The sequence below is a fragment of the Chromohalobacter israelensis DSM 3043 genome, from assembly GCF_000055785.1.
In the GTDB taxonomy this organism is placed as follows: domain Bacteria; phylum Pseudomonadota; class Gammaproteobacteria; order Pseudomonadales; family Halomonadaceae; genus Chromohalobacter; species Chromohalobacter israelensis.
The window spans coordinates 3,314,239-3,335,498 of record NC_007963.1; the positions used below are offsets into that span (position 1 = coordinate 3,314,239).

General features: G+C 66.6%; 22 protein-coding genes. 12 read left to right on the top strand and 10 right to left on the bottom strand.

Annotated features, from left to right (window positions below; genetic code table 11):
• The first annotated feature begins 88 nt into the window (after window positions 1–88).
• The 10 genes from CSAL_RS15040 to slmA all read left to right on the top strand — a co-directional run bounded on the left by CSAL_RS15040 (window position 89) and on the right by slmA (window position 10,637).
• On the top strand, window positions 89–1,057 hold the full coding sequence (locus CSAL_RS15040; RefSeq protein WP_011508267.1) for a TRAP transporter substrate-binding protein: 969 nt from the start codon (window positions 89–91) through the stop codon (window positions 1,055–1,057).
• A gap of 82 nt (window positions 1,058–1,139) precedes the next feature.
• A complete protein-coding gene (locus CSAL_RS15045; RefSeq protein ID WP_011508268.1) occupies window positions 1,140–1,712 on the top strand; it encodes a TRAP transporter small permease in 573 nt (190 codons plus the stop codon).
• Window positions 1,712–2,992, top strand: coding sequence for a TRAP transporter large permease (locus CSAL_RS15050; RefSeq protein ID WP_011508269.1), 1,281 nt, complete (start codon window positions 1,712–1,714; stop codon window positions 2,990–2,992). The genes CSAL_RS15045 and CSAL_RS15050 overlap by 1 nt, the downstream gene beginning before the upstream one ends.
• 6 nt (window positions 2,993–2,998) lie before the next feature.
• Window positions 2,999–4,456 (top strand): mannitol dehydrogenase family protein, encoded by a 1,458-nt coding sequence (locus CSAL_RS15055; protein WP_011508270.1) that lies wholly within the window; start codon window positions 2,999–3,001, stop codon window positions 4,454–4,456.
• Between the two features lie 9 nt (window positions 4,457–4,465).
• A complete protein-coding gene (uxuA, locus tag CSAL_RS15060; RefSeq protein WP_011508271.1) occupies window positions 4,466–5,641 on the top strand; it encodes a mannonate dehydratase in 1,176 nt (391 codons plus the stop codon).
• A gap of 84 nt (window positions 5,642–5,725) precedes the next feature.
• The gene (gene coaBC / locus CSAL_RS15065) at window positions 5,726–6,976 is read left to right on the top strand and encodes a bifunctional phosphopantothenoylcysteine decarboxylase/phosphopantothenate--cysteine ligase CoaBC (protein ID WP_011508272.1); all 1,251 of its coding nucleotides are present in this window, start codon (window positions 5,726–5,728) and stop codon (window positions 6,974–6,976) included.
• 14 nt (window positions 6,977–6,990) lie between these two features.
• Window positions 6,991–7,467, top strand: a complete 477-nt coding sequence (gene dut, locus CSAL_RS15070; RefSeq protein ID WP_011508273.1) for a dUTP diphosphatase — start codon at window positions 6,991–6,993, stop codon at window positions 7,465–7,467.
• 74 nt (window positions 7,468–7,541) lie between these two features.
• Window positions 7,542–8,945, top strand: coding sequence for a phosphomannomutase/phosphoglucomutase (locus tag CSAL_RS15075; RefSeq protein WP_011508274.1), 1,404 nt, complete (start codon window positions 7,542–7,544; stop codon window positions 8,943–8,945).
• Window positions 8,946–8,995: 50 nt separating this feature from the next.
• Window positions 8,996–9,916: an acetylglutamate kinase gene (argB, locus tag CSAL_RS15080; RefSeq protein WP_011508275.1), complete on the top strand. Its 921-nt coding sequence runs from the start codon at window positions 8,996–8,998 to the stop codon at window positions 9,914–9,916.
• A gap of 103 nt (window positions 9,917–10,019) precedes the next feature.
• A complete protein-coding gene (slmA, locus tag CSAL_RS15085) occupies window positions 10,020–10,637 on the top strand; it encodes a nucleoid occlusion factor SlmA (protein WP_011508276.1) in 618 nt (205 codons plus the stop codon).
• A 63-nt stretch (window positions 10,638–10,700) separates the two neighbouring features.
• Here slmA and rpoH read toward each other — a convergent pair whose 3' ends face one another.
• The 4 genes from rpoH to ftsY all read right to left on the bottom strand — a co-directional run bounded on the left by rpoH (window position 10,701) and on the right by ftsY (window position 14,878).
• On the bottom strand, window positions 10,701–11,567 hold the full coding sequence (gene rpoH / locus CSAL_RS15090; protein ID WP_011508277.1) for an RNA polymerase sigma factor RpoH: 867 nt from the start codon (window positions 11,565–11,567) through the stop codon (window positions 10,701–10,703).
• A gap of 143 nt (window positions 11,568–11,710) precedes the next feature.
• Window positions 11,711–12,703 (bottom strand): permease-like cell division protein FtsX, encoded by a 993-nt coding sequence (gene ftsX, locus CSAL_RS15095; protein WP_011508278.1) that lies wholly within the window; start codon window positions 12,701–12,703, stop codon window positions 11,711–11,713.
• Window positions 12,700–13,368, bottom strand: coding sequence for a cell division ATP-binding protein FtsE (ftsE, locus tag CSAL_RS15100; protein WP_011508279.1), 669 nt, complete (start codon window positions 13,366–13,368; stop codon window positions 12,700–12,702). Before ftsE ends, ftsX begins: the two co-directional genes overlap by 4 nt.
• 4 nt (window positions 13,369–13,372) lie before the next feature.
• Window positions 13,373–14,878, bottom strand: coding sequence for a signal recognition particle-docking protein FtsY (gene ftsY / locus CSAL_RS15105; protein ID WP_011508280.1), 1,506 nt, complete (start codon window positions 14,876–14,878; stop codon window positions 13,373–13,375).
• A gap of 140 nt (window positions 14,879–15,018) precedes the next feature.
• On the opposite strand from ftsY, the gene rsmD reads away from it, so the two are divergent.
• Window positions 15,019–15,654 carry a 16S rRNA (guanine(966)-N(2))-methyltransferase RsmD gene (gene rsmD / locus CSAL_RS15110; RefSeq protein ID WP_035413849.1) on the top strand — a complete coding sequence of 212 codons (636 nt, stop codon included), beginning with the start codon at window positions 15,019–15,021 and terminating at the stop codon, window positions 15,652–15,654.
• 119 nt (window positions 15,655–15,773) lie between these two features.
• Window positions 15,774–15,983, top strand: coding sequence for a cell division protein ZapB (locus CSAL_RS15115; RefSeq protein ID WP_011508282.1), 210 nt, complete (start codon window positions 15,774–15,776; stop codon window positions 15,981–15,983).
• Between the two features lie 17 nt (window positions 15,984–16,000).
• Here CSAL_RS15115 and rimI read toward each other — a convergent pair whose 3' ends face one another.
• The 6 genes from rimI to lysS all read right to left on the bottom strand — a co-directional run bounded on the left by rimI (window position 16,001) and on the right by lysS (window position 21,212).
• A complete protein-coding gene (gene rimI, locus CSAL_RS15120; RefSeq protein ID WP_011508283.1) occupies window positions 16,001–16,471 on the bottom strand; it encodes a ribosomal protein S18-alanine N-acetyltransferase in 471 nt (156 codons plus the stop codon).
• Window positions 16,461–17,306, bottom strand: a complete 846-nt coding sequence (locus tag CSAL_RS15125) for a hypothetical protein (RefSeq protein ID WP_011508284.1) — start codon at window positions 17,304–17,306, stop codon at window positions 16,461–16,463. Before CSAL_RS15125 ends, rimI begins: the two co-directional genes overlap by 11 nt.
• A gap of 1 nt (window position 17,307) precedes the next feature.
• On the bottom strand, window positions 17,308–17,619 hold the full coding sequence (locus CSAL_RS15130; RefSeq protein ID WP_011508285.1) for a BolA family protein: 312 nt from the start codon (window positions 17,617–17,619) through the stop codon (window positions 17,308–17,310).
• 67 nt (window positions 17,620–17,686) lie between these two features.
• Window positions 17,687–19,072 (bottom strand): MFS transporter, encoded by a 1,386-nt coding sequence (locus CSAL_RS15135; protein WP_011508286.1) that lies wholly within the window; start codon window positions 19,070–19,072, stop codon window positions 17,687–17,689.
• Between the two features lie 99 nt (window positions 19,073–19,171).
• Window positions 19,172–19,558, bottom strand: coding sequence for a hypothetical protein (locus tag CSAL_RS15140; protein ID WP_011508287.1), 387 nt, complete (start codon window positions 19,556–19,558; stop codon window positions 19,172–19,174).
• A 145-nt stretch (window positions 19,559–19,703) separates the two neighbouring features.
• A complete protein-coding gene (gene lysS / locus CSAL_RS15145; RefSeq protein WP_011508288.1) occupies window positions 19,704–21,212 on the bottom strand; it encodes a lysine--tRNA ligase in 1,509 nt (502 codons plus the stop codon).
• Window positions 21,213–21,260 lie beyond the last annotated feature (48 nt).

Below are 21,260 nucleotides of genomic sequence, written 5' to 3' on the forward strand. Positions count from 1 at the left end.
CGATGCGCCTCGCGCTCCACAACGCTGGATTGCCGGACACTTCAATGCTCGACAACAACAGCCATCAATCGAAGTCAGGAGCAACGTCATGTTCAAACAGCTACTCGCCAGCGCCGTCATCGGCTCGAGCCTGCTTGCGGCCCCGTTCGCCACGGCGGCGGACTACACCCTCAAGTTCGGTCACCTGGCCAACGAGGAACATATCTGGAACAAGGCCGCCGAACGCTTCAAGGAGATCGTCGAGAAACGCTCGGACGGCCGGATCGAGGTACAGATCTTTCCCAACGAACAGTTGGGGAACGAAATGGACGTCATCAACAGCATTCAGCTCGGCACCGCCGACATGACCATTACCGGTGAAAGCCTGCAGAACTGGGCCCCAAAGGCGGCGATGATGGCCGTGCCTTATGCCTTCAGCGATTCGGGGCAGATGCGCAAGGCGGTCGAGGGCGACATCGGTGAGCAGATCGAAGCGCAGATCGAGGAGAAGACCGGCCTGGTCCCGATCGCCTGGTTCGAGCGCGGTCCGCGTGAGCTGACCTCCAACCGGCCGATCAAGGAACCCGCCGATCTCGACGGCCTGCGGCTGCGCGTACCCAACGTGCCGCTTTTCGTCGATACCTGGCAGGCGCTCGGCGCCAAGCCCACGCCGATGGCCTTCAGCGAGGTATTCACATCACTTCAGCAGGGCACCATCGATGCCCAGGAGAATCCCCTGTCGCTGATCGAAAGTGCCAGCTTCGACGAGGTGCAGGACTACGTGAACCTGACCGACCACGTGCGCAGCTGGATCTACGTGGTGATCGGCAAGCAGAAGCTCGAATCGATGCCCGAGGACCTGCAGAAGGTCGTTCTCGATGCCGCCGACAAGATGCAGAGCTACGAGGAAGAGCTGTTCGCTGAAGATCAGAAGCGACTGCGCAAGACGCTCGAGGAAGCCGGCATGGAATTCGTCGAGGTCGACCAGCAAGCCTTCGCCGAAAAGGCCCGGCCCGCCGTCGAGGCCTCGTTGAACGAAGAACAACAGGCCCTCTACCAGGCCATTCAGGACCTCTGAATCGAGGCGCTCCGGGTCGGCGGTACCCCGCCGCCCCGGAGACGTCGCTCATTCACCGCAGGCTTTCAAGCAAGGGATTCCCATGCGTGAACCCGATTCAGCCTCTCCCGACGCCCTGCACGACATCGCCGCGATTCCGCCCATGGGCGGTGCGTTCGGCCGCCTGGTCACCGGACTGGACAGACTGTTCGCCCTGCTCGCCTCGCTGGCGCTGGTCGGCATCGCCGCGGTAGTGATCCTGCAGATCGTCGCCCGCACGGCACTGCCCAGCTCTCCCGCCTGGACCGAAGAGCTGTCGCGCTACCTTTTCATCTACATGGTGGCGCTGTCCGCCGGCCTGGTATTGCGTCGCGACCGCCACGTCAACGTCGAGCTCTTTCAACAATACCTCGGGCGTCGCGGTCAGTGGCTGTATCGCGCCCTGATCTGTCTCGCGGTAGGCAGCTTCGCCGCGATGATGCTGCCCTACGCCTGGCAGTATGCGCAGATCGGCGCCTTCCAGACCTCGCCGACCCTGCGCCTGCCCATGCGCTACGTGTTCTTCTCCACCGTCGTTCTCTTTGGCTTGACCGCCCTCTATGCGGTGATCGGCGTCATCGAAGCCGGCGTGGCGATCAAGCGCGATGCATCCGCCCAGCGTCCGGAGCCTCACTGATGGAAGTCTTCATTCTCTTCAGCGTATTCATCGTGCTGCTGCTGATCGGCATCCCCATCGCCTTTTCCCTGGGCATCGCCTCGCTCTCCTATCTCCTGCTCGCGGACATCTCGCTGACCATCATCCCGCAGCGAATGTACGGCGGCATCGACACGTTCGTGCTGCTGTGCATCCCCGGCTTCGTGCTGGCCGGCAACCTGATGAACGTCGGCAACATCACCGACCATATCGTGCGTTTCTCGAACGCGCTGGTGGGGCACATCCGTGGCGGCCTGGGGCTGGCCAACGTGGGGGGCTCGATGATCTTCGGCGGGATCTCCGGCACCGCCGTGGCCGACGCGGCGAGCATCGGCTCGGTGATGATCCCCGGCATGTCCCGCGCCGGGTACGACAAGCCCTTCGCCGCCGCGGTGACCGCCGCCTCCTCGACGGTGGGCCCGATCATCCCGCCCAGCGTGCCGATGATCATCGCCGGCTCGCTGTCCGGCGTCTCGGTGGGACGCATGTTCCTGGCCGGCGCCATCCCCGGCCTGCTGCTGGGCCTGGCGATGATGATCACCGTGTACATCCTGGCGGTGAAACGCGGGTACCCGCGCGAGAAACGCTCCACGTTCCGGCAACTGGTGCTGGAAGGACGCAGTGCCTTCTGGGCATTGCTGATGACCTTCATCATTCTCTACGGGATCGTCGGCGGCGTTTTCACCCCCACCGAAGCCTCGATCGTCGCCAGCCTGTATGCCCTGGTGATCGGCATGTTCGTCTACAAGGGCATCACCTGGCGCAATCTGCCGCAGATCGTCATCGACACCGTCCTGACCTCGGGGTCGCTGATGATCCTGGTCGGCCTGGCCAATCTGTTCGGCTGGATCCTCACCAGCCAGCAGATTCCGCAGATGATCGCCGACCAGATCCTGGCCATCAGCGACAACCCGCTGGTCGTGATCCTGATCCTCAATCTGATCCTGCTGGTGGTGGGTACCTTCATGGAAACCATCGCTGCCCTGATCATCCTGTTCCCGGCGCTGCTGGGCGTCGCCACCGGGGTCGGCATGGATCCCGTGCACTTCGGCCTGATGGCGGTGCTCAACCTGATGATCGGACTGACCACACCGCCGCTCGGGGTCTGCCTGTTCGTGGTCGCCGGCATCGGCAAGCTGCCCATGCTGCGCGTGGCCCGTGCCATCGTGCCGTTTCTGATCTGCAATCTCGTGGTGCTGCTGCTGGTCGCATACATCCCCGCCCTGTCACTCTGGCTACCCAACCTGCTGCTCGGGGAGTGATCGTTCATGACACCGACATCGATACCCAGCGTCCATGCGCCAGCCGAGGTGGGCATCGTGCATCTCGGCCTGGGCGCCTTCCACCGCGCCCACCAGGCGGTCTACCTGGAGCGCAACCTGGCCCGCCACGCAGGCGGCCCGTGGGGCATCGCCAGTGCCAACCTCCGCTCCAACCGCCGCCTCGTCGAGCTGATGCGCGAACGCGGTCAGCACTATCACGTCGCCGAGTACGCCGACAGCGACACCCTGACGCTGCGGGAAATCACGGCGATCCGCGAAACCTACTATGCCGGCCCCGACGGCGAGGACCTCGACGCCCTGCTGGAGCGCATGAGCGAACCCGATGTACGCATCGTCACGCTGACCGTGACGGAGAAGGGCTACCACCTTGATCCAGCCGACGGACGACTACGGCTCGATGCCGCGCCGATTCGCCACGATATCGCCTCGCCCGCGCGGCCCTGGACCGCCCCGGGCATGCTGGTCGAGGCGCTGGCCCGGCGCCGGGCGGCCGGTACGCCACCTTTCGCGGTACTCAGTTGCGACAACATGCCGGACAACGGCAAGCGCGTCCATCGCGCGGCAATCGAGCTGGCGCGCCATCGCGACGAGCGGCTCGCCGAATGGATCGCCGATGCCGTCGCCTTCCCCTGCAGCATGGTCGATCGCATCGTCCCGGCGATGAGCGACGATGCGTTCCAGCGCCTGAGCGCCCTCGGCATCGACGATCCGGCAGCGGTGGTCTGCGAGGCCTTCAGCCAGTGGGTGATCGAGGACGACTTCCCGCAGGGTCGCCCCGACTGGGAGCACGACGGGGTACAGATGGTCGCCGATGTCGCGCCCTTCGAGACCATGAAGCTGCGCATGCTCAACGGCAGCCACTCGCTGCTCGCCTATCTCGGCGCGCTGGCCGGCATCGAAACGGTGGCAGAAGCCGTCGAGCGCCCTGAATTCGTCGCTCTGCTGCGCCGCTACATGCGGGATGAAGCCGCACCGACACTCGCCATGCCGGCCGGTATCGATCTCGAGGCCTATGCCGACCGCCTGATCGAACGCTTCGCCAACGACAGCCTGCATCATCGCCTGCAGCAGATCGCCATGGACGGGTCCCAGAAACTGCCCCAGCGCTGGCTCGCCGGCGCCCGAAAACAGCTCGACACCGGCGGCGAGATCGGCTGCACGGCGCTCGGCGTGGCGGCCTGGATCCGCTATACCGCCGGCAACGACCTGGCAGGCGCGCGCCACCCGGTCGACGACCCGATGGCCGACACTTTCGCCACCCTGCATGCCGACCATCGCGGGAGCGAAGCGCTGATCGCCGCCTTTCTCGGTCTCGACAGCGTTTTTCCGCGCGACCTGGCCGACGATGCCCGCTTTTCAGCCGCAGTGCTCGAGGCCTACCGCACACTGGACGAAGGTGGCGTCGAGAGATCGCTGACCGGCCTCGACGCACGCACACGATAGGAGACGACCATGGAACACACCTGGCGCTGGTTCGGGCCCGACGACCCGATCACCCTCGACGAGATTCGCCAGACCGGAGCCACCGGTATCGTCACCGCCCTGCACGAGATCCCCAACGGCGAAATCTGGCCGGAAGCGGCGATCGCCGAACGCAAGCGCCTGATCGAGGCCTCGGGTCTTGCCTGGTCGGTCGTCGAAAGCGTCCCCGTGCATGAAGACATCAAGCAGGGGCGCGGCGACTGCGAGACACATATCGCCCGCTACCAGCAAACGCTGCGCAACCTGGCGGCCTGCGGCATCGACGTGGTCTGCTACAACTTCATGCCGGTGCTCGACTGGACGCGCACCGATCTGGCCTGGCCACTGCCCGGCGGGGGCACGGCGCTGCGTTTCGATCAGACCGCCTTCGCCGCCTTCGACCTTTATCTGCTCGAGCGTCCAGGCGCCGAGGCCGACTACGACGCCACCGAGCGCGACGCCGCACGCGCCTATCTCGACGGCCTCGACGAGAGTGCCCGCCAGAGGTTGATCGATACCATCATCGCCGGACTGCCCGGCGCCGAGGAGCACTACAGCCTGGCACGTTTCCGCGAGGTCATCGCCGAGTATGCCGAGATCGATGCCGAGCGCTTGCGCGACAACCTCGGCCACTTCCTGCGTGCGGTGGTGCCGGTGGCCGAGGAGGTCGGCATCCGCCTGGCGATCCATCCCGACGATCCCCCTCGGCCGCTGCTGGGTCTGCCACGGGTGGTCTCGACCCCCCGTGACGTGCAATGGATTCTCGATGCCGCCCCTAGCCCGGCCAACGGCCTGACCTTCTGCACCGGCTCCTACGGTGTCAGCGCGGCAATCGACCTGGTGGCGATGGGCGAGCGTTTTGCCGAGCGCATCTACTTCGCCCACCTGCGCGCCACGCAGCGCGAGAACGACCCCCGGAGCTTCCACGAATCGGCCCATCTCGACGGCGACGTGGACATGGTCGGCGTGATCAAGGCCCTGGTCGGCGAGGAACGCCGCCGCGAACGCGACGGCGGCCCGCGACTGCCCCTGCGTCCCGATCACGGTCATCACCTGCTCGACGACCTGAGTCGCGACACCCGCCCCGGTTACCCCCTGATCGGTCGGCTCAAGGGGCTGGCAGAATTGCGTGGGGTCGAGACCGCGATCAAACAACTCGCGATCTAGCGCTCCCAGGAGGGGGACGGGTCATACGCAGCTAGCTGACAGAATGGTAGTATCATCGCTGGAGCCTCCCAGGGATGAGCCACCATGTCACAGTTGAGTCCCATGCCACTGGCGGGCAAGCGCGTCTTGCTCGGTATCAGCGCGGGTATCGCCGCTTATAAAAGCGCCCATCTCGCACGCCTGCTGAAAAAGGCGGGCTGCGAGGTGCGGGTGGTCATGACCGAAGGGGCGCAGGCCTTCATCACGCCGCTGACGCTGCAGGCGCTGACCGGAGAGGCGGTACGCACGTCACTGCTCGACCCCGAGGCCGAAGCCGGCATGGGCCATATCGAGCTGGCGCGCTGGGCCGAACTGATCCTCGTCGCGCCGGCCACCGCCGACGTGATGGCACGCCTGGCCCACGGCCATGCCGACGATCTGTTGACCACGCTGTGTCTGGCCAGCGACGCCGAGTGCATCATGGCACCGGCGATGAACCAGGCGATGTGGGCCCATCCGGCGACCCAGGCCAACGTCGCGACACTCCACCGCCTGGGCTGGCGCTTGCTGGGCCCCGACGGCGGCGAGCAGGCATGCGGCGATGTCGGCCCCGGCCGCATGCGCGAGCCGGAGGCGCTGCTCGCCGAGCTGGCGGAGGCACCGGTCGTGCGCGATGCCGAGGCGTTGCGGGTGACGATCACCGCCGGGCCGACCCGGGAGGCGCTCGACCCGGTGCGTTACCTCTCCAATCACAGTTCCGGCAAGATGGGCTACGCCCTGGCCGAGGCCTGGGCCCGACGTGGTGCCCAGGTACGCTTGATCAGTGGACCGGTCACCCTGGCGGCGCCCACGAATGTCGAGCGCGTCGATGTCACTTCAGCCAGCGAGATGCTGAGCGCCGCCGAGCAATCCGCCGCCGAGAGCGACATCTTCATCGGCTGCGCGGCGGTCGCCGACTACCGTGCCGACACGGTGGCCGAGCACAAGCTCAAGAAGGCCGACGCAAGCGATACCATGACGCTCACCCTGGTCAAGAATCCCGACATCGTGGCGACCATCGCCGCCCGTTCCCCGCGTCCGCTGGTGGTGGGATTTGCCGCCGAGACACGGGACCTGGAGCGTTACGCTCGCGACAAGCTCACACGCAAGGGCATGGACATGATCGTCGCCAACGATGTCTCGAGCGCGGGGCTCGGCTTCGGTGCCGACGACAACGCCGCGCTCTTGCTCTGGCACGCCGACGACACCATCGAGCGTCAGGCGCTGCCCGCGCAAGCCAAGACCGACCTGGCCGACGCCATCGTCGACCGGGTCTTGAGCCTTTACGCCAACCGCGCCGCCACGGCGCACGACTGACGGACCGATTTCCCATGTCAGAAGCTTCGTTGTCCGCCGACACACGCCTGTCGGTGAAGATACTGGACGAACGCGTACGCGACTTCCCCCTGCCCAGCTACGCTACCGCCGGCAGTGCCGGCCTGGATCTGCGCGCCCTGCTCGACGGCCCGCTCACCCTGGCGCCCGGCGACTGCGAGCTGGTACGGACCGGCCTGGCCGTGCACATCGGCGACCCGGGGCTGGCCGGCATGATCCTGCCGCGCTCCGGTCTGGGGCACAAGCACGGCATCGTGCTGGGCAATCTCGTCGGCCTGATCGATTCCGACTACCAGGGCGAGCTGATGGTGTCGGTCTGGAACCGGGGACGCGACGCCTTCGTCCTCGAGCCGGGCGAACGCCTGGCACAGTACGTGCTTGTACCTGTGGTACAAGCGACCCTCGACATCGTCGAGGATTTCGCGGTCAGCGAACGCGCCGCCGGTGGCTTTGGCCATTCCGGCCGCCACTGAGTGCGGGCTGGGCGGCCAACGCCCCCGTCCCGATGTTCACGGCCACACGGCCACCGACTTGAAGGGATTCAATCATGAGTCAGCAAGCTTCCATCAGCGCTTCCATCTTCCGCGCCTATGACATCCGCGGCATCGTCGACGACACCCTGACCGAGGAAGGCGTCGAGCTGATCGGTCGCGCCATCGGTGCCGAAGCCGCCAGCCGCGGCGAGTCCACGGTGGTCGTCGCACGCGATGGCCGGCATTCGGGCCAGCGCCTGCAGGCCGCCTTGATGCGCGGCCTGCGCCGCGCGGGGCGCGACGTCGTCGATATCGGCATGGTGCCCACGCCGGTTCTCTACTTCGCCACCCACACGCTGGACGGCACGCGCTCCGGCGTCATGGTCACCGGCAGCCATAACCCGCCCGACTACAATGGCTTCAAGATCGTGCTGGGCGGCGAAACCCTGTCCGGCGAGGCGATCACCGCACTCTACCAGCGCATCCAGGACGACGCGCTCGGCGATGGCGACGGCGGCCTGCGGGAGATGGATGTACGCGATGCCTATCTGGAACGCATCCTCGGTGATGTCGTCCTGAACGGACGCATCAAGGCCGTGGTCGACTGTGGCAACGGCGTGGCCGGCGAGCTGGGGCCCAAGCTGATCGAGCGCCTGGGCGCCGAGACCGTACCGCTGTTCGCCGAGATCGACGGCGACTTCCCCAACCACCATCCCGACCCCGGCAAGCTCGAAAACCTCGAGGACCTGATCCGCACCGTCAAGGAAACCGGCGCGGACATCGGCCTGGCCTTCGACGGCGACGGCGACCGCCTCGGCGTGGTGACGCCCGCCGGCGAGGTGATCTATCCCGACCGTCTGATGATGGCCTTCGCCGAGGACATGCTCGAGCGCAATCCCGGCGCCCGCGTGATCTTCGACGTCAAGTGCACCGGCAACCTGGCCCAGGTGATCGAAAACGCCGGCGGCACGCCCGAGATGTGGCGCACCGGCCACTCGCTGATCAAGGCGCGCATGAAGGAAACCGGCGCGGCATTGGCCGGCGAGATGAGCGGCCACATCTTCTTCAAGGAACGCTGGTACGGTTTCGACGATGGCCTGTACGGCGCCGCGCGGCTGCTGGAGATTCTTGCCAGGCAGCGCGCCGAGCACGACCTGGACGCCGATGCCTTCTTCGCTCGCTTTCCGCAGGACCTGGGCACGCCGGAAATCAACGTCAAGGTGACCGACGACAACAAGTTCGACATCGTCGAGAAACTGGCCCGCGACGGCGATTTCGGCGACGACGGCGTCAAGACCACGCTCGACGGCATCCGTGTCGACTTCGCGGATGGCTGGGGGCTGTGCCGCGCCTCCAACACCACGCCGATGCTGGTGCTGCGTTTCGAAGGCAAGAACCAGGACGCCTTGTCGCGCATCCAGGCCCAGTTTCGCGCCGCCCTCAAGCAGGTCGCCCCCGAGGCCGATCTCCCGTTCTGACCCCCGCGGCCGGCGCTACGCGCCGGCCGTAGCCAATGGAGACAGCGCTCATGAGCGAAAACGCACGCGACCCGCGTCTAGTGGTCGAGATCCTGTCCGAGGCGCTGCCCTACATCCAGCGCTTTTCCGGCAAGACCGTCGTGGTCAAGTACGGCGGCAACGCCATGACCGAGGACACCCTGATCGACTCCTTCGCCCGCGACATGGTGTTGATGAAGGAAGTCGGCATCAATCCGGTGGTCGTCCATGGCGGCGGGCCGCAGATCGGCGAGCTGCTCGAACGCTTGAACATCGAGTCGCGCTTCGTCGGCGGCATGCGCGTCACCGACGCCGAGACCATGGATGTGGTCGAGATGGTGCTCGGCGGCCTCGTCAACAAGAGCATCGTCAACCTGATCAACCGCAGCGGCGGCAAGGCCATCGGCCTGACCGGCAAGGATGGCGCGCAGATCACCGCGCGGCAGCTGCGTGTCGAACACCAGACGCCGGAGATGACCGCGCCGGAGATCATCGACATCGGCCATGTCGGCGAAGTCGAGCATATCGCCACGGATCTCATCGAGATGCTCGCCGCCCGCGACTTCATTCCGGTGATCGCGCCGATCGGCGTCGATGCCGAGGGTCACAGCTACAACATCAACGCCGACCTGGTGGCCGGCAAGGTCGCCGAGGCCCTGGGCGCCGAGAAGCTGATGCTGCTGACCAACGTCGCCGGGTTGATGAACGCCGAGGGCGAGGTCATGACCGGCCTCTCCACCGCGCAGGTGGACGCCATGATCGGCGACGGCACCATTCATGGCGGCATGCTGCCCAAGATTCGCTGTGCCCTGGAAGCCGTCAAGGGCGGCGTGGCCAGCTCGCACATCATCGACGGACGCGTCCCCCACGCCACGCTGCTGGAGATCTTCACCAACGCCGGTGTCGGTACCCTGATCACCGACACTGCCAGCGACGTGAGCCCCGAGGACTGACATTTTCTCGCACCCGGGACGGTGCACCGGGAGTGCCGACGATTTGTCGGTATCCCGGCTGCCCATTAGGATGGGCTAACACGATTCCAATAGAAGAATATCGATGACGCAGGAAACACCCAAGCAAACACGCCGGGAGCAGATCCTCCAGGCGCTGGCGCTGATGCTTCAGGAGGATAGCGGCAAACGAATCACCACCGCCGCGCTGGCGCGTCAGGTCGGCGTCAGTGAAGCCGCTCTCTATCGACACTTCCCCAGCAAGGCCAGGATGTTCGAAGGGCTGATCGAATTCATCGAGGAGACCCTGTTCGAGCGCATTCGCCGCATTCTCGAGGAAGAGGAACACGCCCAGGCACGCTGCCATCATATCCTGACGCTGCTGCTGGGCTTCGCCGAGAAGAACCCGGGGCTGTGCCGGCTGCTCGGCGGCGACGCCCTCACCGGGGAGACGGCGCGTCTGCGCGTGCGCATGACGCAGCTCTTCGACCGCCTGGAAACCCAGCTCAAGCAGATCCTGCGCGAGGCCGAGATCCGCGAGGGACTGCGCACCACGCTGCAGGTCTCGGCCGCCGCCAACCTGCTGCTGGCAGCGGCCGACGGCCGCATCACCCAGTACGTGCGCAGCGACTTCCGCCGTCTGCCCACCGAACACTGGGAAGACCAGTGGCAAATGCTGTCCGCGCGTCTGCTGGTCGCAGCCCCGCACCCCGCTCAGGTCTGAACGCACCAACGAAAACGCCCGGCACAAGGCCGGGCGTTCGCGTGTTCCACTTCTGAATCTGTCTCAAGCAGCCAGGGTATCGCCCAGTTGCTGCTTGATCTTCTTCATGGCGTTCTTTTCGAGCTGACGAATGCGCTCGGCGGAAACGCCATACACATCGGCAAGCTCGTGCAGGGTCGCCTTCGACTCGGCGAGCCAGCGCCGCTGCAGGATGTCCCGCGAACGCTCGTCGAGTTCGCCGAGCGCCGCTTGCAGACGGTGCGTGGAATCCTCTTCCCAGTCGGCGGCCTCGAGCTGCGCGGCGGGGTCGAAACGTTCGTCGTCGAGGTAGTGTGCCGGCGCCTGGTACCCCTGGTCTTCTTCCTCGGACGGCGTGGCATCATAGCCGGCATCGAAGGCCGACAGGCGCCCTTCCATTTCGCGCACGACCTGCGGCTTGACGTCGAGATCCTTGGCGATGGCATCGACCTCGTCGTTGTTGAGCCAGGCCAGACGCTTCTTGGCGCCCCGCAGGTTGAAGAACAGCTTGCGCTGCGCCTTGGTGGTGGCGATCTTGACGATGCGCCAGTTACGCAGCACGTACTCGTGAATCTCGGCCTTGATCCAGTGCACGGCAAACGACACGAGGCGCACGCCCTGCGTCGGATCGAAACGCTTGACGGCCTTCATCAGGCCGACGTTGCCTTCCTGGATCAAATCGGCCTGGGGCAGCCCATAGCCGGAATAACTGCGGGCGATATGCACCACGAAGCGCAAATGCGACATGACCAGACGCCGCGCGGCTTCGAGATCACCTTGTTCGTAGAGGCGGAACCCCAACTCGCGCTCCTCCTCGGAGGACAGCACGGCAATGCGATTGACGGCCTGAATGTAGCCATTCAGGTCATGACCGGGAGAAAGATGACCCACGGGCTGAAGACTGGTGCTCATGCAGATGTCTCCATCGGTTGTTCGCCCTGCGTGCGGTACGACGACCGGCACGGCGAAGGAATCAATGTGCCTGAAGACACGGATGACCCATTAGATTGCTAACTTGAACGAAAGTTCAATACATGTCTTCAGGCTTGTCAAGCCTAGCGGGGCTTGATGTCGGCGAGATGACGGCCGACGGCTAACCAGGCACCCGCCAAGCCGAGTAGTGTACTACAAAGGCACAACAATGCCGATCCCCCGAGCCCCAGCCGGGGCATGCTGAAATGCGCACCATAGCTCTCCGCCAGCGCGCTCACCGGCGCCGACAGCCATTGTCCGCCCAGGGTCAGCAGGAGAATCGCCAGGATCCCGCCCCCGAGACCGTACCAGGCGCCGCTGTACAAGAAAGGGCGTCGCACGAACGCATGCGTGGCACCGATCAGCGTCACCACTTCGATTTCCTGACGACGACTTTCCACCGCCAGGCGAATGGTGTTGCCGACCACCAGCAGGACCCCGAGGCCGAACAGGCCGGCCAGCGCCAGTGCCATGCGCTGCCCGAGCTCGGCCAGACGGCGCAGGCGCTCCAGCCAGGCGAGGTCGACGCGCGCCTCGGCGACACCATCGACCGCTTCGAGATTGCTCGCCAGCACGCGGACCGCCTCGGGCCGCGTATCGTCGGGCGTCACCACCACGGCGGCGGGCAGCGGATTGTCCTGAAGCTCCGACAACGCATCCTCGAGGCCCAGGCCTTGCTGGAACTCGGCCAGCCCCTCGGCAGCGGTCACCAGGCGCGCCCCTGCCACGGGGGACTGCTCCCGCAGGCGCGCGGCGACATCCATGGCCTGACGCTCGTCGAGACGTGTGTCGAGATAGACGGTCACGGTCGCGCTCTCGTCGAGTTCGGCATCCAGCAGGCGGGCGCTGTCCAGTGCCAGCCACAGGCCGCTGGGTAGCACCAGGGCGATGGCGATGGCCAGCATGGTCAGCAGGCTGCCCATCGGACGCTTCGCCAAGCGCCAGGCACTGTCGACGCACATGGCACGGTGGTGGCGCAGCCACGCCCGCGTGCGACTCTCCAGCCCCACCTGGGACGTCCTGGCGCCGCGCCGCGTCGGACGCTGGCGCGCCTGGGTGGCCGTGCGTCGCGTCATGCCGCCTCCTCGTCGCCGACCAGGCGCCCCTGGCGCAGGCGCAACACGCGGTGATGCAGACGCGCGATCAATGCCAGGTCGTGGCTGGCGACCATGACGGTGGTGCCGATGCGGTTGAAGTCCTCGAACAGACGCATGATGTCGGTGGAAAGCTGGGGGTCGAGATTGCCGGTGGGCTCGTCGGCCAGCAGCAGCGACGGCTTGTTGACCACCGCGCGGGCGATGCCGACCCGTTGACGCTCGCCGCTCGAGAGCTCGATGGGCAGCGCCTTCTCGCGATGCAGCAAGCCCACCTTGTCCAGTGCGGCGCGAACGCGACGCGCCGACTCGCGCGGTTCCACGCCCTGAATGTCGAGCGGCAACGCCACGTTGGCGAACACGCTGCGGTCGAACAACAGCTGGTGGTCCTGGAACACCACCCCGATCTGGCGACGGTAGTAGGGAATCTGGCTGAGATGCAGACGGTCGAGGTCATGACCGGCGACCAGAACCCGCCCCCGCGAGGGCTTTTCCAGCCGCATGATCAGGCGCAGCAGCGAGCTCTTGCCGGCACCGGAATGCCCGGTGAGGAACAGCATTTCGCCCCGCCCCACGCGGAAATTGACATCCGCCAGGGCCTCGAAACGTCCGCCGTAGCGCTTGCCGACATGCTCGAAAGCAATCATGACGCTATGCGTCTCCGCCGGTATCGCGTTCGAACAAGGCCGAGACGAAATCCTCGGCGGCGAAGGGCCGCAAGTCGTCGAGCGTCTCGCCGACGCCGATGAAACGAATCGGCGTGCCCAGCTGCTTGGCCAGGGCGAAGATGATGCCGCCCTTGGCGGTGCCATCCAGCTTGGTCAGGGTGATGCCGGTCACCGGCACCGCCTCGTTGAAGGTCGAGGCCTGGGAAAGCGCGTTCTGCCCGGTGCCGGCGTCCAGTACCAGCATCACCTCGTGGGGCGCCTGCTCGTCGAGCTTGGCCATCACGCGGCGCACCTTCTTGAGCTCCTCCATGAGGTGGCTCTTGTTGTGCAGGCGGCCGGCGGTGTCGGCGATCAGCACGTCGACGCCACGTGCCTTGGCGGCCGAGAGGGCGTCGTAGATGACCGAGGCGCTGTCGGCCCCGGTATGCTGCGCGACGACCGGCACATGGTTGCGCTCGCCCCATACCTTGAGCTGCTCCACGGCGGCCGCGCGGAAGGTGTCCCCCGCCGCCAGCATCACGCTGCGCCCTTCGCGCTGGAAGCGCTGCGTCAACTTGCCTATGGTGGTGGTCTTGCCGACGCCGTTGACGCCGACCATGAGGATCACGAAAGGCCCCTGGCCCTTGGGCGGCAACGCCAGCGGCTGGGCGACGGGATCGAGCAGATCCTGGAGCTCTTCCTGCAGGGCCGAATACAGCGCCTGGGGATCCTTCAGTTCCTTGCGCGACACCCGCTCGGTCAGGCGATCGATGATCTCGGTGGTCGCCTCGATGCCCACATCCGCCATCAGCAACTGGGTCTCGAGGTCTTCCATCAGATCGTCGTCGATCTGCTTCTTGCCCAGGAACAGCCCCGCCAACCCTTCGGTGAAATTGGCGCGCGTCTTGCCGAGCCCCGCCTTGATGCGCGCGAACCAGCCCGCCTTCTTGGGACGCTCCTGAGGCTGCTCCCGAGGCGCGGCAGCGGCGGCGTCATCCTCGGCACGGGCATCGTCCTGCGCGGCGGGCGCTTCAGGCGGCACGTCGCGCGTGTCGTCAGCGACAGCGTCGGGGCGAGGCTCAGGCTCGGGCTCGGGCTCGGGCTCGGGCTCGGGCTCGGCAAGCGTCGTCTCCTCGGCGGCGGCCGGAGAAGATGCCCCCTCGGAAGAAGGCGACGCGGTTTCCTCGCGGGGCGGCGCGGCGTCCTCGGCCAGCGCCTCGGCATTGGGGTCGAGCGGATACGCCTCGCCCATGGCGCCGTCTCGCGGCGTCGCTTCGGGCGTGTCCAGGGCCTCGCGGGCTGCCTCGGTCTCGTGCGGTGCCGGGTCGAATTCGGCCGCCCGGCTCGACTCGGGGTCGACCGTTTCGACGGCACGGCGCGCCTCCTCCGCGGACGGCTCAGCACCGTCGCCGGTGGCGTCTTCATGATCGAGCGCGGCATCCTGACGCGACTCGTCGACCTCCTGGGCGGGAGACTCTTGCTTCTTCTTGCGCTTTAAAAAACCGAACATGGGCGTGATCTACGTCGCGATACACGGACGGCGCGCGCCGCACCTCCCCGACCGTGTCGAGGACGACGCCCGGCGTCCTGAAGTGTCTGATGCGCCACATCCTATCACTGTGCGACGGGTGGCGGTACAATCCGCCGATCATGAATCGACGACGCTCCTCTTCCACCCGACGCCCGGCTCGCGGCACTCGCCGCCGCGAAAGCGCGCCGCGCGCGACCGGACGCCTGCGCCTCATCGCCGGGACCTATCGCCGCCGCCAGTTGCCCGTCCTCGACCGTCCCGGCTTGCGTCCCACGCCGGATCGCATTCGCGAGACGCTCTTCAACTGGCTGACCGGCGAGCTCAGCGGTGCACGGGTGCTGGACCTCTACGCCGGGACCGGCGCCCTGGGGCTGGAGGCTTTGTCGCGAGGCGCCCGTCAGGCCTGCTTCGTCGAAGCCGACAGTGACGTGGCTGCCTGCCTGGGCACCAACCTCGACACCCTGGGCGCCAACGGCCGCGTCCACCGGCAAGCCGCGCTGGACTTTCTCGCCGGCGCTCCCGAGACGCCCTTCGACCTGGTCTTCCTCGACCCGCCGTTTCGCCAGGGGCATGCCGACGACGCCTGTCGGGCACTGGAGGCACGCGGCTGGCTCGGTGAGCAGGCGTGGATCTACCTGGAAGTCGAACACGAGCTGACCCCGGCGGTTCCCGACCACTGGCAACTTCATCGCGAGGTGCGTGCCGGTGACGGTATCGGCCGTCTCTATCGCCGCCACGCCAGCGCTCGGCCCTGATGCCTGTCGGCGCCCGGCGACGCTTGTCGCGCGCGCGCCGCGCGCGTACGCTGACCGCCAGCGGGCTCGGTCGACCGCATGCCGACCGCACCGTCCCATCCACCGTGTAGGAGAAGTCCATGAGCCTCGAACTCTTCAACCAGCTCGAGCAAAAGGTGCAGAACGCCGTCGAGACCATCGAGATGCTGAAAATGGAGGCGGAAGAGCTGCGCGAGGAGAACACGCGCCTCAAGCAGGAGCGTGACGAGTGGGAGCGCCGCCTGAACGGGCTCCTCGGCAAGTTCCAGGAAATCGAAGACGGCAACGGCGAGACGTCCCAGACGCCTTGACGCCGCGGGGCGCGTCGCTAGGTGGACGCGCCCTCGGCCAGCGGATACGACATCAACACGGCCGTTTCCCGCTTCCCGGCGCTGGCGTCGGCCGGCGGATAATAGCCGGGGCGCCGTCCGTCCTCGCGAAAGCCGAGCTGGCGATAGAGGGCCAGCGCCGGGGCATTGCCTTCCCGCACCTCCAGCAACAGTCGCTCGGCAGCGAGGGCCTCGGCACGCGTCACGAGATGTCTCAGCAGGTCATGGCCGACGCCCTGACGACGCGCCTCGGGCCTGACAGTCAATGCCTGCAGCTCGACCTCGAAGGGCAGGCGCGCCAGCACCGCAAAGCCCAGCAAGGTCTGCGCTCGCCACGCCCCCCAGACTTCCAGCATGGCATCATCGAGCGCCCGGGCCAGCGTGTCGCGCGTCCAGGGATGTGTCTGCCCGAGACGTTCCACCTCCGCCACGGCCTCGAGATGCGTCGCTCCCAGGCGCTCAAGATGCATCGCCGCTTCCGTTCCAGGCATTGCGCCAGGCGACCAGGCGTGGCCACAGGGCCCGCTTGGCGTCGGCGGACGTCATCAGTGTCGCGAGCGACGGCAACCGCCAGCAAGGCAGGTCCAGTGTCTCGCTGTGCGCTTCGTCGACCGCCAGTACGGTGGTCAGCGTTTCATCCTCGCCGAACACCATCAGGCGCTCAGGGCGCCAGCCGCGTCGCGCCTGGCCATTGAGATAGGCCCGCAGGCCATCGCGCGCTTCATCCAGCGGCGCGGCGACCGGCGCGTTGTCGACGAGCGGCCATTGAAAGCTCTGGAAGGCGGGCTCCGTCGCCGCCTCGATCCCGGCCGTGCGCAGCAGATTGGCGAGCAACTGACGCATTCGCGGGTCCGGGGCCTGAGCCTCGGGCAGCAGCAGCAACCAGCGCCCGTCGAGCGCCGCGACCTGCACGGCATAGCGCAGTGCTTCGCGGGGAGCCTGATCGGTCGTTTCGGGCGCCGGCACGGCTGCCGGCTCGGCGGGTGCGGCCTCGGGCGGCGTCTCGCTGGCTGCCTCGCCCAGCAGCAAGGCACGAGCACGCGACCCCGCGGGCTTGTCGGCGGCCCCCTTCTCGGGGGCTGGCGCCGGCTCGCGCGCGGGCGACGTCGATGGCGCGGCAGGCGCCGCCACGTCGTCGAGCAGGGCCTGCAGTCGCGCACCGTGATTCGGGGTCGTATCGGGCTGCGCCGGCATGTCCCACTCGCACTGCGGCGTGGGCCGCGCATTGGGCAGCCGGTAACGGCTGGCCCAGGCGCCCAGCCCCATGGCCTCGAGATATTGCAGCCGCTGAACGTCGCCTGCCATATCAGTGCGCGCCGCCGCCTCGGCAATTGGGGGAGTCGGGACGCGCCGCGCCGCGCTGGCGCCACTCATCGGGGGTATAGAGGTGCAGGGCCAGCGCGTGCACCGGGCCGGAAAGCTCGTCTGCCAGCAGTGCGTAGACCTGCTGATGGCGTTTCACCGGCATCAGCCCCGCGAAGCGCTCGGCGACCAGCGTCACCTTGAAATGCGTGGCGGAGTCCGGCGGCACATTGTGCATGTGGCTTTCGTTCTCGACCGCCACATGCTCGGGGTCAAGTGACTGCAGCTTCTCTTCGATACGGGCCTGAACACTCATGGCGCCTTCCTCCTATGTCGGATGCGCTTCATTGTAACGTTTTCCCGCGAGGGGGAATAAGCTTCGGTCAGGCGCGGACGCGGGCCAGCGGGATGCGCCACACGCTGAGCGCCAACGCCGCCACCACGCTGACACAGCCCAGCCATAGCGCATGCGTCAGGGACGCCGCCGGGAGTGCCAGCATCAGGCCCACGGAGGCCGTGCCCAGCGCCTGCCCGAAGGTGCGAACCGATGCCAGCACCCCCGAGGCATTGGCACTATGGGCCAGTGTCACGCTGCCGATCATCTCGCGATTGTTGGGCGCCTGGAACAGCCCGTAGCCGACACCGCACAGCACCGCACGCCAGCCGATCGCCAGCGCGTCGGCGTCGGCGGTCAAGGTGGCCAGGCTCGACATCCCCAGCAGGAAGATCATCAAGCCCAACGACGAGATCAGCGTCGGGTTGAAGCGGTCGGCGAGGCGCCCGGAGAGCGGCCCCACCAACATCAACGCCATGGGCCAGGGGGTGAACAACAAGGCCGCCTCGAGCGGCGACGCCCCCATCACGGTCTGGAACATGAACGGCAACCCGACGAAAGCGATGCCCTGGGCCACGAAGGCCAGCAACGACACCGTCGCGGCGATGCTGAAACGTGCCTGACGAAACATGCCAAGCGGTACCAGTGGCGCGGCCGCCCGGCGCTGACGCCACACGAACAGCACCAGGCAGAGCGTGCTGATCAGCAGGGGCAGCCAGGCACTCATGCCACGCGCACCATGACCGATATGGTCGAGGGAGAACACGAACCCGCTCAGCATCACGACCGACAACACCGCGCCCGTCCAGTCGAAACCGTGCGACTGGGCGGGCTCGCCGGGCAAGGCGCGCAGCCCCAGGACCAGTGCCAGCAGTCCCAGCGGCACATTGATGGCGAACAGCCAGGGCCAGCTGGCGAAGTGCAGGATGATGCCGCCGAGCGACGGTCCGAAGGCGATGCCGAAGGCCACCACCAGGGCCCCCATGCCGATCGCCGATCCCAGCAGACGCGACGGGAAGATCAATCGGTACATGGAAGGCCCGATGCTCAGCATCGCGGCGGCACCGACACCCTGCAACATGCGCGACGCCACCAGCCACTCGAAACTGCGCGACAGGGCGCAGCACAGCGAGGCCACCACGAACAGCGCCAGACCGCCGAGATACAGGCGTCGCCGCCCGACCAGACGGCTCAGGGCGGCAAACCCCAGCAGCAGGGCCGCGCACACCAGTTGATAGATATTGGTGATCCAGACCGCGCGGGACTCGCTCACCGCCAGCTCGCTGGCCAGGGTGGGCAAGGCGATGTTGACGATGCCGTTGTCGAGCACCGACATCAGCGTGCCCAGCACCATCACCAGCATGGCGTGGCGGCGCTGCGGGCCGGGCAAACCTTCGTCGCCCGGGCGTGTCACGAACAGGCGCCGGATCAGCATGTCGCCTCACCTTTCACCCGAGGCGGCATGAGAATGGGGCGAGCCCCGAGGGGGCTCGTGTGGATCAACGATCGGTCACTTGCAACGCTCACCGACGATTCAGTCCTCGTCGGTTTCCAGGAGGAGTTCGTCGTCGATCTCGGATATCTCCATGGGCACCTCGTCGTCGAGGTCCAGGGCCAGATAACTGTGCTCGACGATGAGGAATTGCTCGAAGAGCGCCCAGTCGAGGGGCTCGGGCCATTGGCGAGAGTCTTCTTCCCAGCCGCGCAGCTCGGTCTCGAGCAGGTCGAGATGACGCTCGCGAACGTAGGCAGCCAGGGCCTCGGGCGTGTCCATTTCCGGGATGAGGTAGACGGTGCTTTCCCGCTCGACGTCGTCGAGGGTCAGATCGTCCTCACCGACGGTGGGCTCCAGCGAGTTGATCCAGTCCACGAACGCCTGGGTCGGCTTGACGCTCAGCGCGGAGCGGTTGAGCAGTTTCATCGTACGATCCTCGATTCGGGTGGCAGCCATTATGGGCGTAGGTCACGCCCCCTTGCCAACATTTTCGCCCGATCGGCGGCCTCGTGCCGATACGGACGCCGCCGGGCCGTTGCACGGCCCGGCGGCACGCCACGTTCGTGCGGCGTCAGTCGGCCGAGGGACGCATCGCCGGGAACAACAACACATCCCGGATCGACGGGCTATCGGTGAGCAGCATGACCAGCCGGTCGATGCCGATCCCCTCACCCGCGGTCGGCGGCATGCCGTACTCCAGCGCGCGTACGTAGTCGGCATCGTAGTACATCGCCTCGAGGTCGCCGGCATCCTTCTCCGCCGCCTGGGCGGCGAAGCGTTCGGCCTGGTCCTCGGCGTCGTTGAGCTCCGAGAAGCCATTGGCGAGCTCGCGGCCGCCGACGAAGAACTCGAAGCGATCGGTCACATGGGGATTGGTATCGTTGCGCCGCGCCAGCGGACTGACCTCGGCCGGGTATTCGGTAATGAACGTCGGGCGGTCGAGCTTGTCTTCGGCGACGGCCTCGAAGATCTCGGTCTGCAACTTGCCCAGCCCCCAGCTCGGCTTGACGGGAATGCCCAGACGCTCGCAGGTGGCACGCGCGCCATCGAACGTGTCGATGTCGCTTTCGCCGAGACCGTCGCCGTACTCGAGGATCGACTGCCGCAGCGTGAGCCGCTGGAACGGCTCGCCGAGTTCGTAGCGTGCCCCCTGATACTCGACCGTGGTCGTGCCCAGCACCTCGTGCGCGACGTCGCGAATCATCGCTTCGGTGAGATCCAGCAGGTCACGGTAATCGGCGTAGGCCCAGTAGAACTCGAGCATCGTGAACTCGGGATTGTGACGGGTCGACAATCCCTCGTTGCGGAAGTTGCGGTTGATCTCGAAGACCCGCTCGAAGCCACCGACGACCAGGCGCTTGAGATACAGCTCGGGGGCGACGCGCAGGTACATGTCGATATCCAGCGCGTTGTGATGCGTGACGAAAGGCCTTGCCGTGGCGCCGCCGGGAATCTGCTGCAGCATCGGCGTCTCGACTTCCATGAAGCCGCGCTCGACCAGAAAACGCCGAATGCCGCTGATTACACGCGAACGCACCTCGAAGACGCGACGCGACTCGGGGTTCATGATCAGGTCGACATAGCGCTGGCGGTAGCGGGCCTCGGTATCGGTCAGGCCGTGGTACTTGTCGGGCAGGGGACGCAGGCTCTTGGTCAGCAGTTGCGCCTCGCCCATCATGACGTAGAGGTCACCCTTGCCGGACTTGTGCACCGGCCCGCGGGCCGCGACGATGTCGCCGATATCCCAGCTCTTGATGTCGTCGAGGGTCTCCGCGGGCAGCCCTTTCTTGTCGACGTAGAGCTGGATCTGGTCGGAGACGTCCTGAATGACGATGAAGGGCCCGCGCTTGCGCATGATGCGCCCGGCCACCGAGGCCCGGCGGTCGAGCGTTTCCAGCTCGGCCTTGTCCTTGTCGCCCAGCTCGGCCTGAAGTTCGGCGGCGAGGCTGTCGCGGCGAAAGTCGTTGGGAAAGGCGCTGCCCCCGGCTTCCGCGGCTTGGTCGCGGCGCGCCGCCAGCTTGGCACGGCGTTCCGCGATCAGATGATTCTCGTCGTGTTGAGCGGCGTCTTGGTTGGCCATGTCGTTACCTGTGAAGATGTGACTGCGGGCTGCGAGCGACGCGTCATG

Excerpts from the sequence above, each read along its gene's own strand:
- CSAL_RS15075 (WP_011508274.1), top strand. The coding sequence starts at position 7,542 with ATGAGTCAGCAAGCTTCCATCAGCGCTTCCATCTTCCGCGCCTATGAC.
- CSAL_RS15140 (WP_011508287.1), bottom strand. The coding sequence starts at position 19,558 with ATGAAACTGCTCAACCGCTCCGCGCTGAGCGTCAAGCCGACCCAGGCG.
- ftsE (WP_011508279.1), bottom strand. The coding sequence starts at position 13,368 with ATGATTGCTTTCGAGCATGTCGGCAAGCGCTACGGCGGACGTTTCGAG.
- CSAL_RS15040 (WP_011508267.1), top strand. The coding sequence starts at position 89 with ATGTTCAAACAGCTACTCGCCAGCGCCGTCATCGGCTCGAGCCTGCTT.
- ftsY (WP_011508280.1), bottom strand. The coding sequence starts at position 14,878 with ATGTTCGGTTTTTTAAAGCGCAAGAAGAAGCAAGAGTCTCCCGCCCAG.
- argB (WP_011508275.1), top strand. The coding sequence starts at position 8,996 with ATGAGCGAAAACGCACGCGACCCGCGTCTAGTGGTCGAGATCCTGTCC.
- rsmD (WP_035413849.1), top strand. The coding sequence starts at position 15,019 with ATGAATCGACGACGCTCCTCTTCCACCCGACGCCCGGCTCGCGGCACT.
- coaBC (WP_011508272.1), top strand. The coding sequence starts at position 5,726 with ATGTCACAGTTGAGTCCCATGCCACTGGCGGGCAAGCGCGTCTTGCTC.
- CSAL_RS15125 (WP_011508284.1), bottom strand. The coding sequence starts at position 17,306 with ATGGCAGGCGACGTTCAGCGGCTGCAATATCTCGAGGCCATGGGGCTG.
- CSAL_RS15115 (WP_011508282.1), top strand. The coding sequence starts at position 15,774 with ATGAGCCTCGAACTCTTCAACCAGCTCGAGCAAAAGGTGCAGAACGCC.
- dut (WP_011508273.1), top strand. The coding sequence starts at position 6,991 with ATGTCAGAAGCTTCGTTGTCCGCCGACACACGCCTGTCGGTGAAGATA.
- CSAL_RS15055 (WP_011508270.1), top strand. The coding sequence starts at position 2,999 with ATGACACCGACATCGATACCCAGCGTCCATGCGCCAGCCGAGGTGGGC.
- CSAL_RS15135 (WP_011508286.1), bottom strand. The coding sequence starts at position 19,072 with ATGCTGATCCGGCGCCTGTTCGTGACACGCCCGGGCGACGAAGGTTTG.
- uxuA (WP_011508271.1), top strand. The coding sequence starts at position 4,466 with ATGGAACACACCTGGCGCTGGTTCGGGCCCGACGACCCGATCACCCTC.
- lysS (WP_011508288.1), bottom strand. The coding sequence starts at position 21,212 with ATGGCCAACCAAGACGCCGCTCAACACGACGAGAATCATCTGATCGCG.
- CSAL_RS15130 (WP_011508285.1), bottom strand. The coding sequence starts at position 17,619 with ATGAGTGTTCAGGCCCGTATCGAAGAGAAGCTGCAGTCACTTGACCCC.
- CSAL_RS15045 (WP_011508268.1), top strand. The coding sequence starts at position 1,140 with ATGCGTGAACCCGATTCAGCCTCTCCCGACGCCCTGCACGACATCGCC.
- CSAL_RS15050 (WP_011508269.1), top strand. The coding sequence starts at position 1,712 with ATGGAAGTCTTCATTCTCTTCAGCGTATTCATCGTGCTGCTGCTGATC.
- ftsX (WP_011508278.1), bottom strand. The coding sequence starts at position 12,703 with ATGACGCGACGCACGGCCACCCAGGCGCGCCAGCGTCCGACGCGGCGC.
- rimI (WP_011508283.1), bottom strand. The coding sequence starts at position 16,471 with ATGCATCTTGAGCGCCTGGGAGCGACGCATCTCGAGGCCGTGGCGGAG.
- slmA (WP_011508276.1), top strand. The coding sequence starts at position 10,020 with ATGACGCAGGAAACACCCAAGCAAACACGCCGGGAGCAGATCCTCCAG.
- rpoH (WP_011508277.1), bottom strand. The coding sequence starts at position 11,567 with ATGAGCACCAGTCTTCAGCCCGTGGGTCATCTTTCTCCCGGTCATGAC.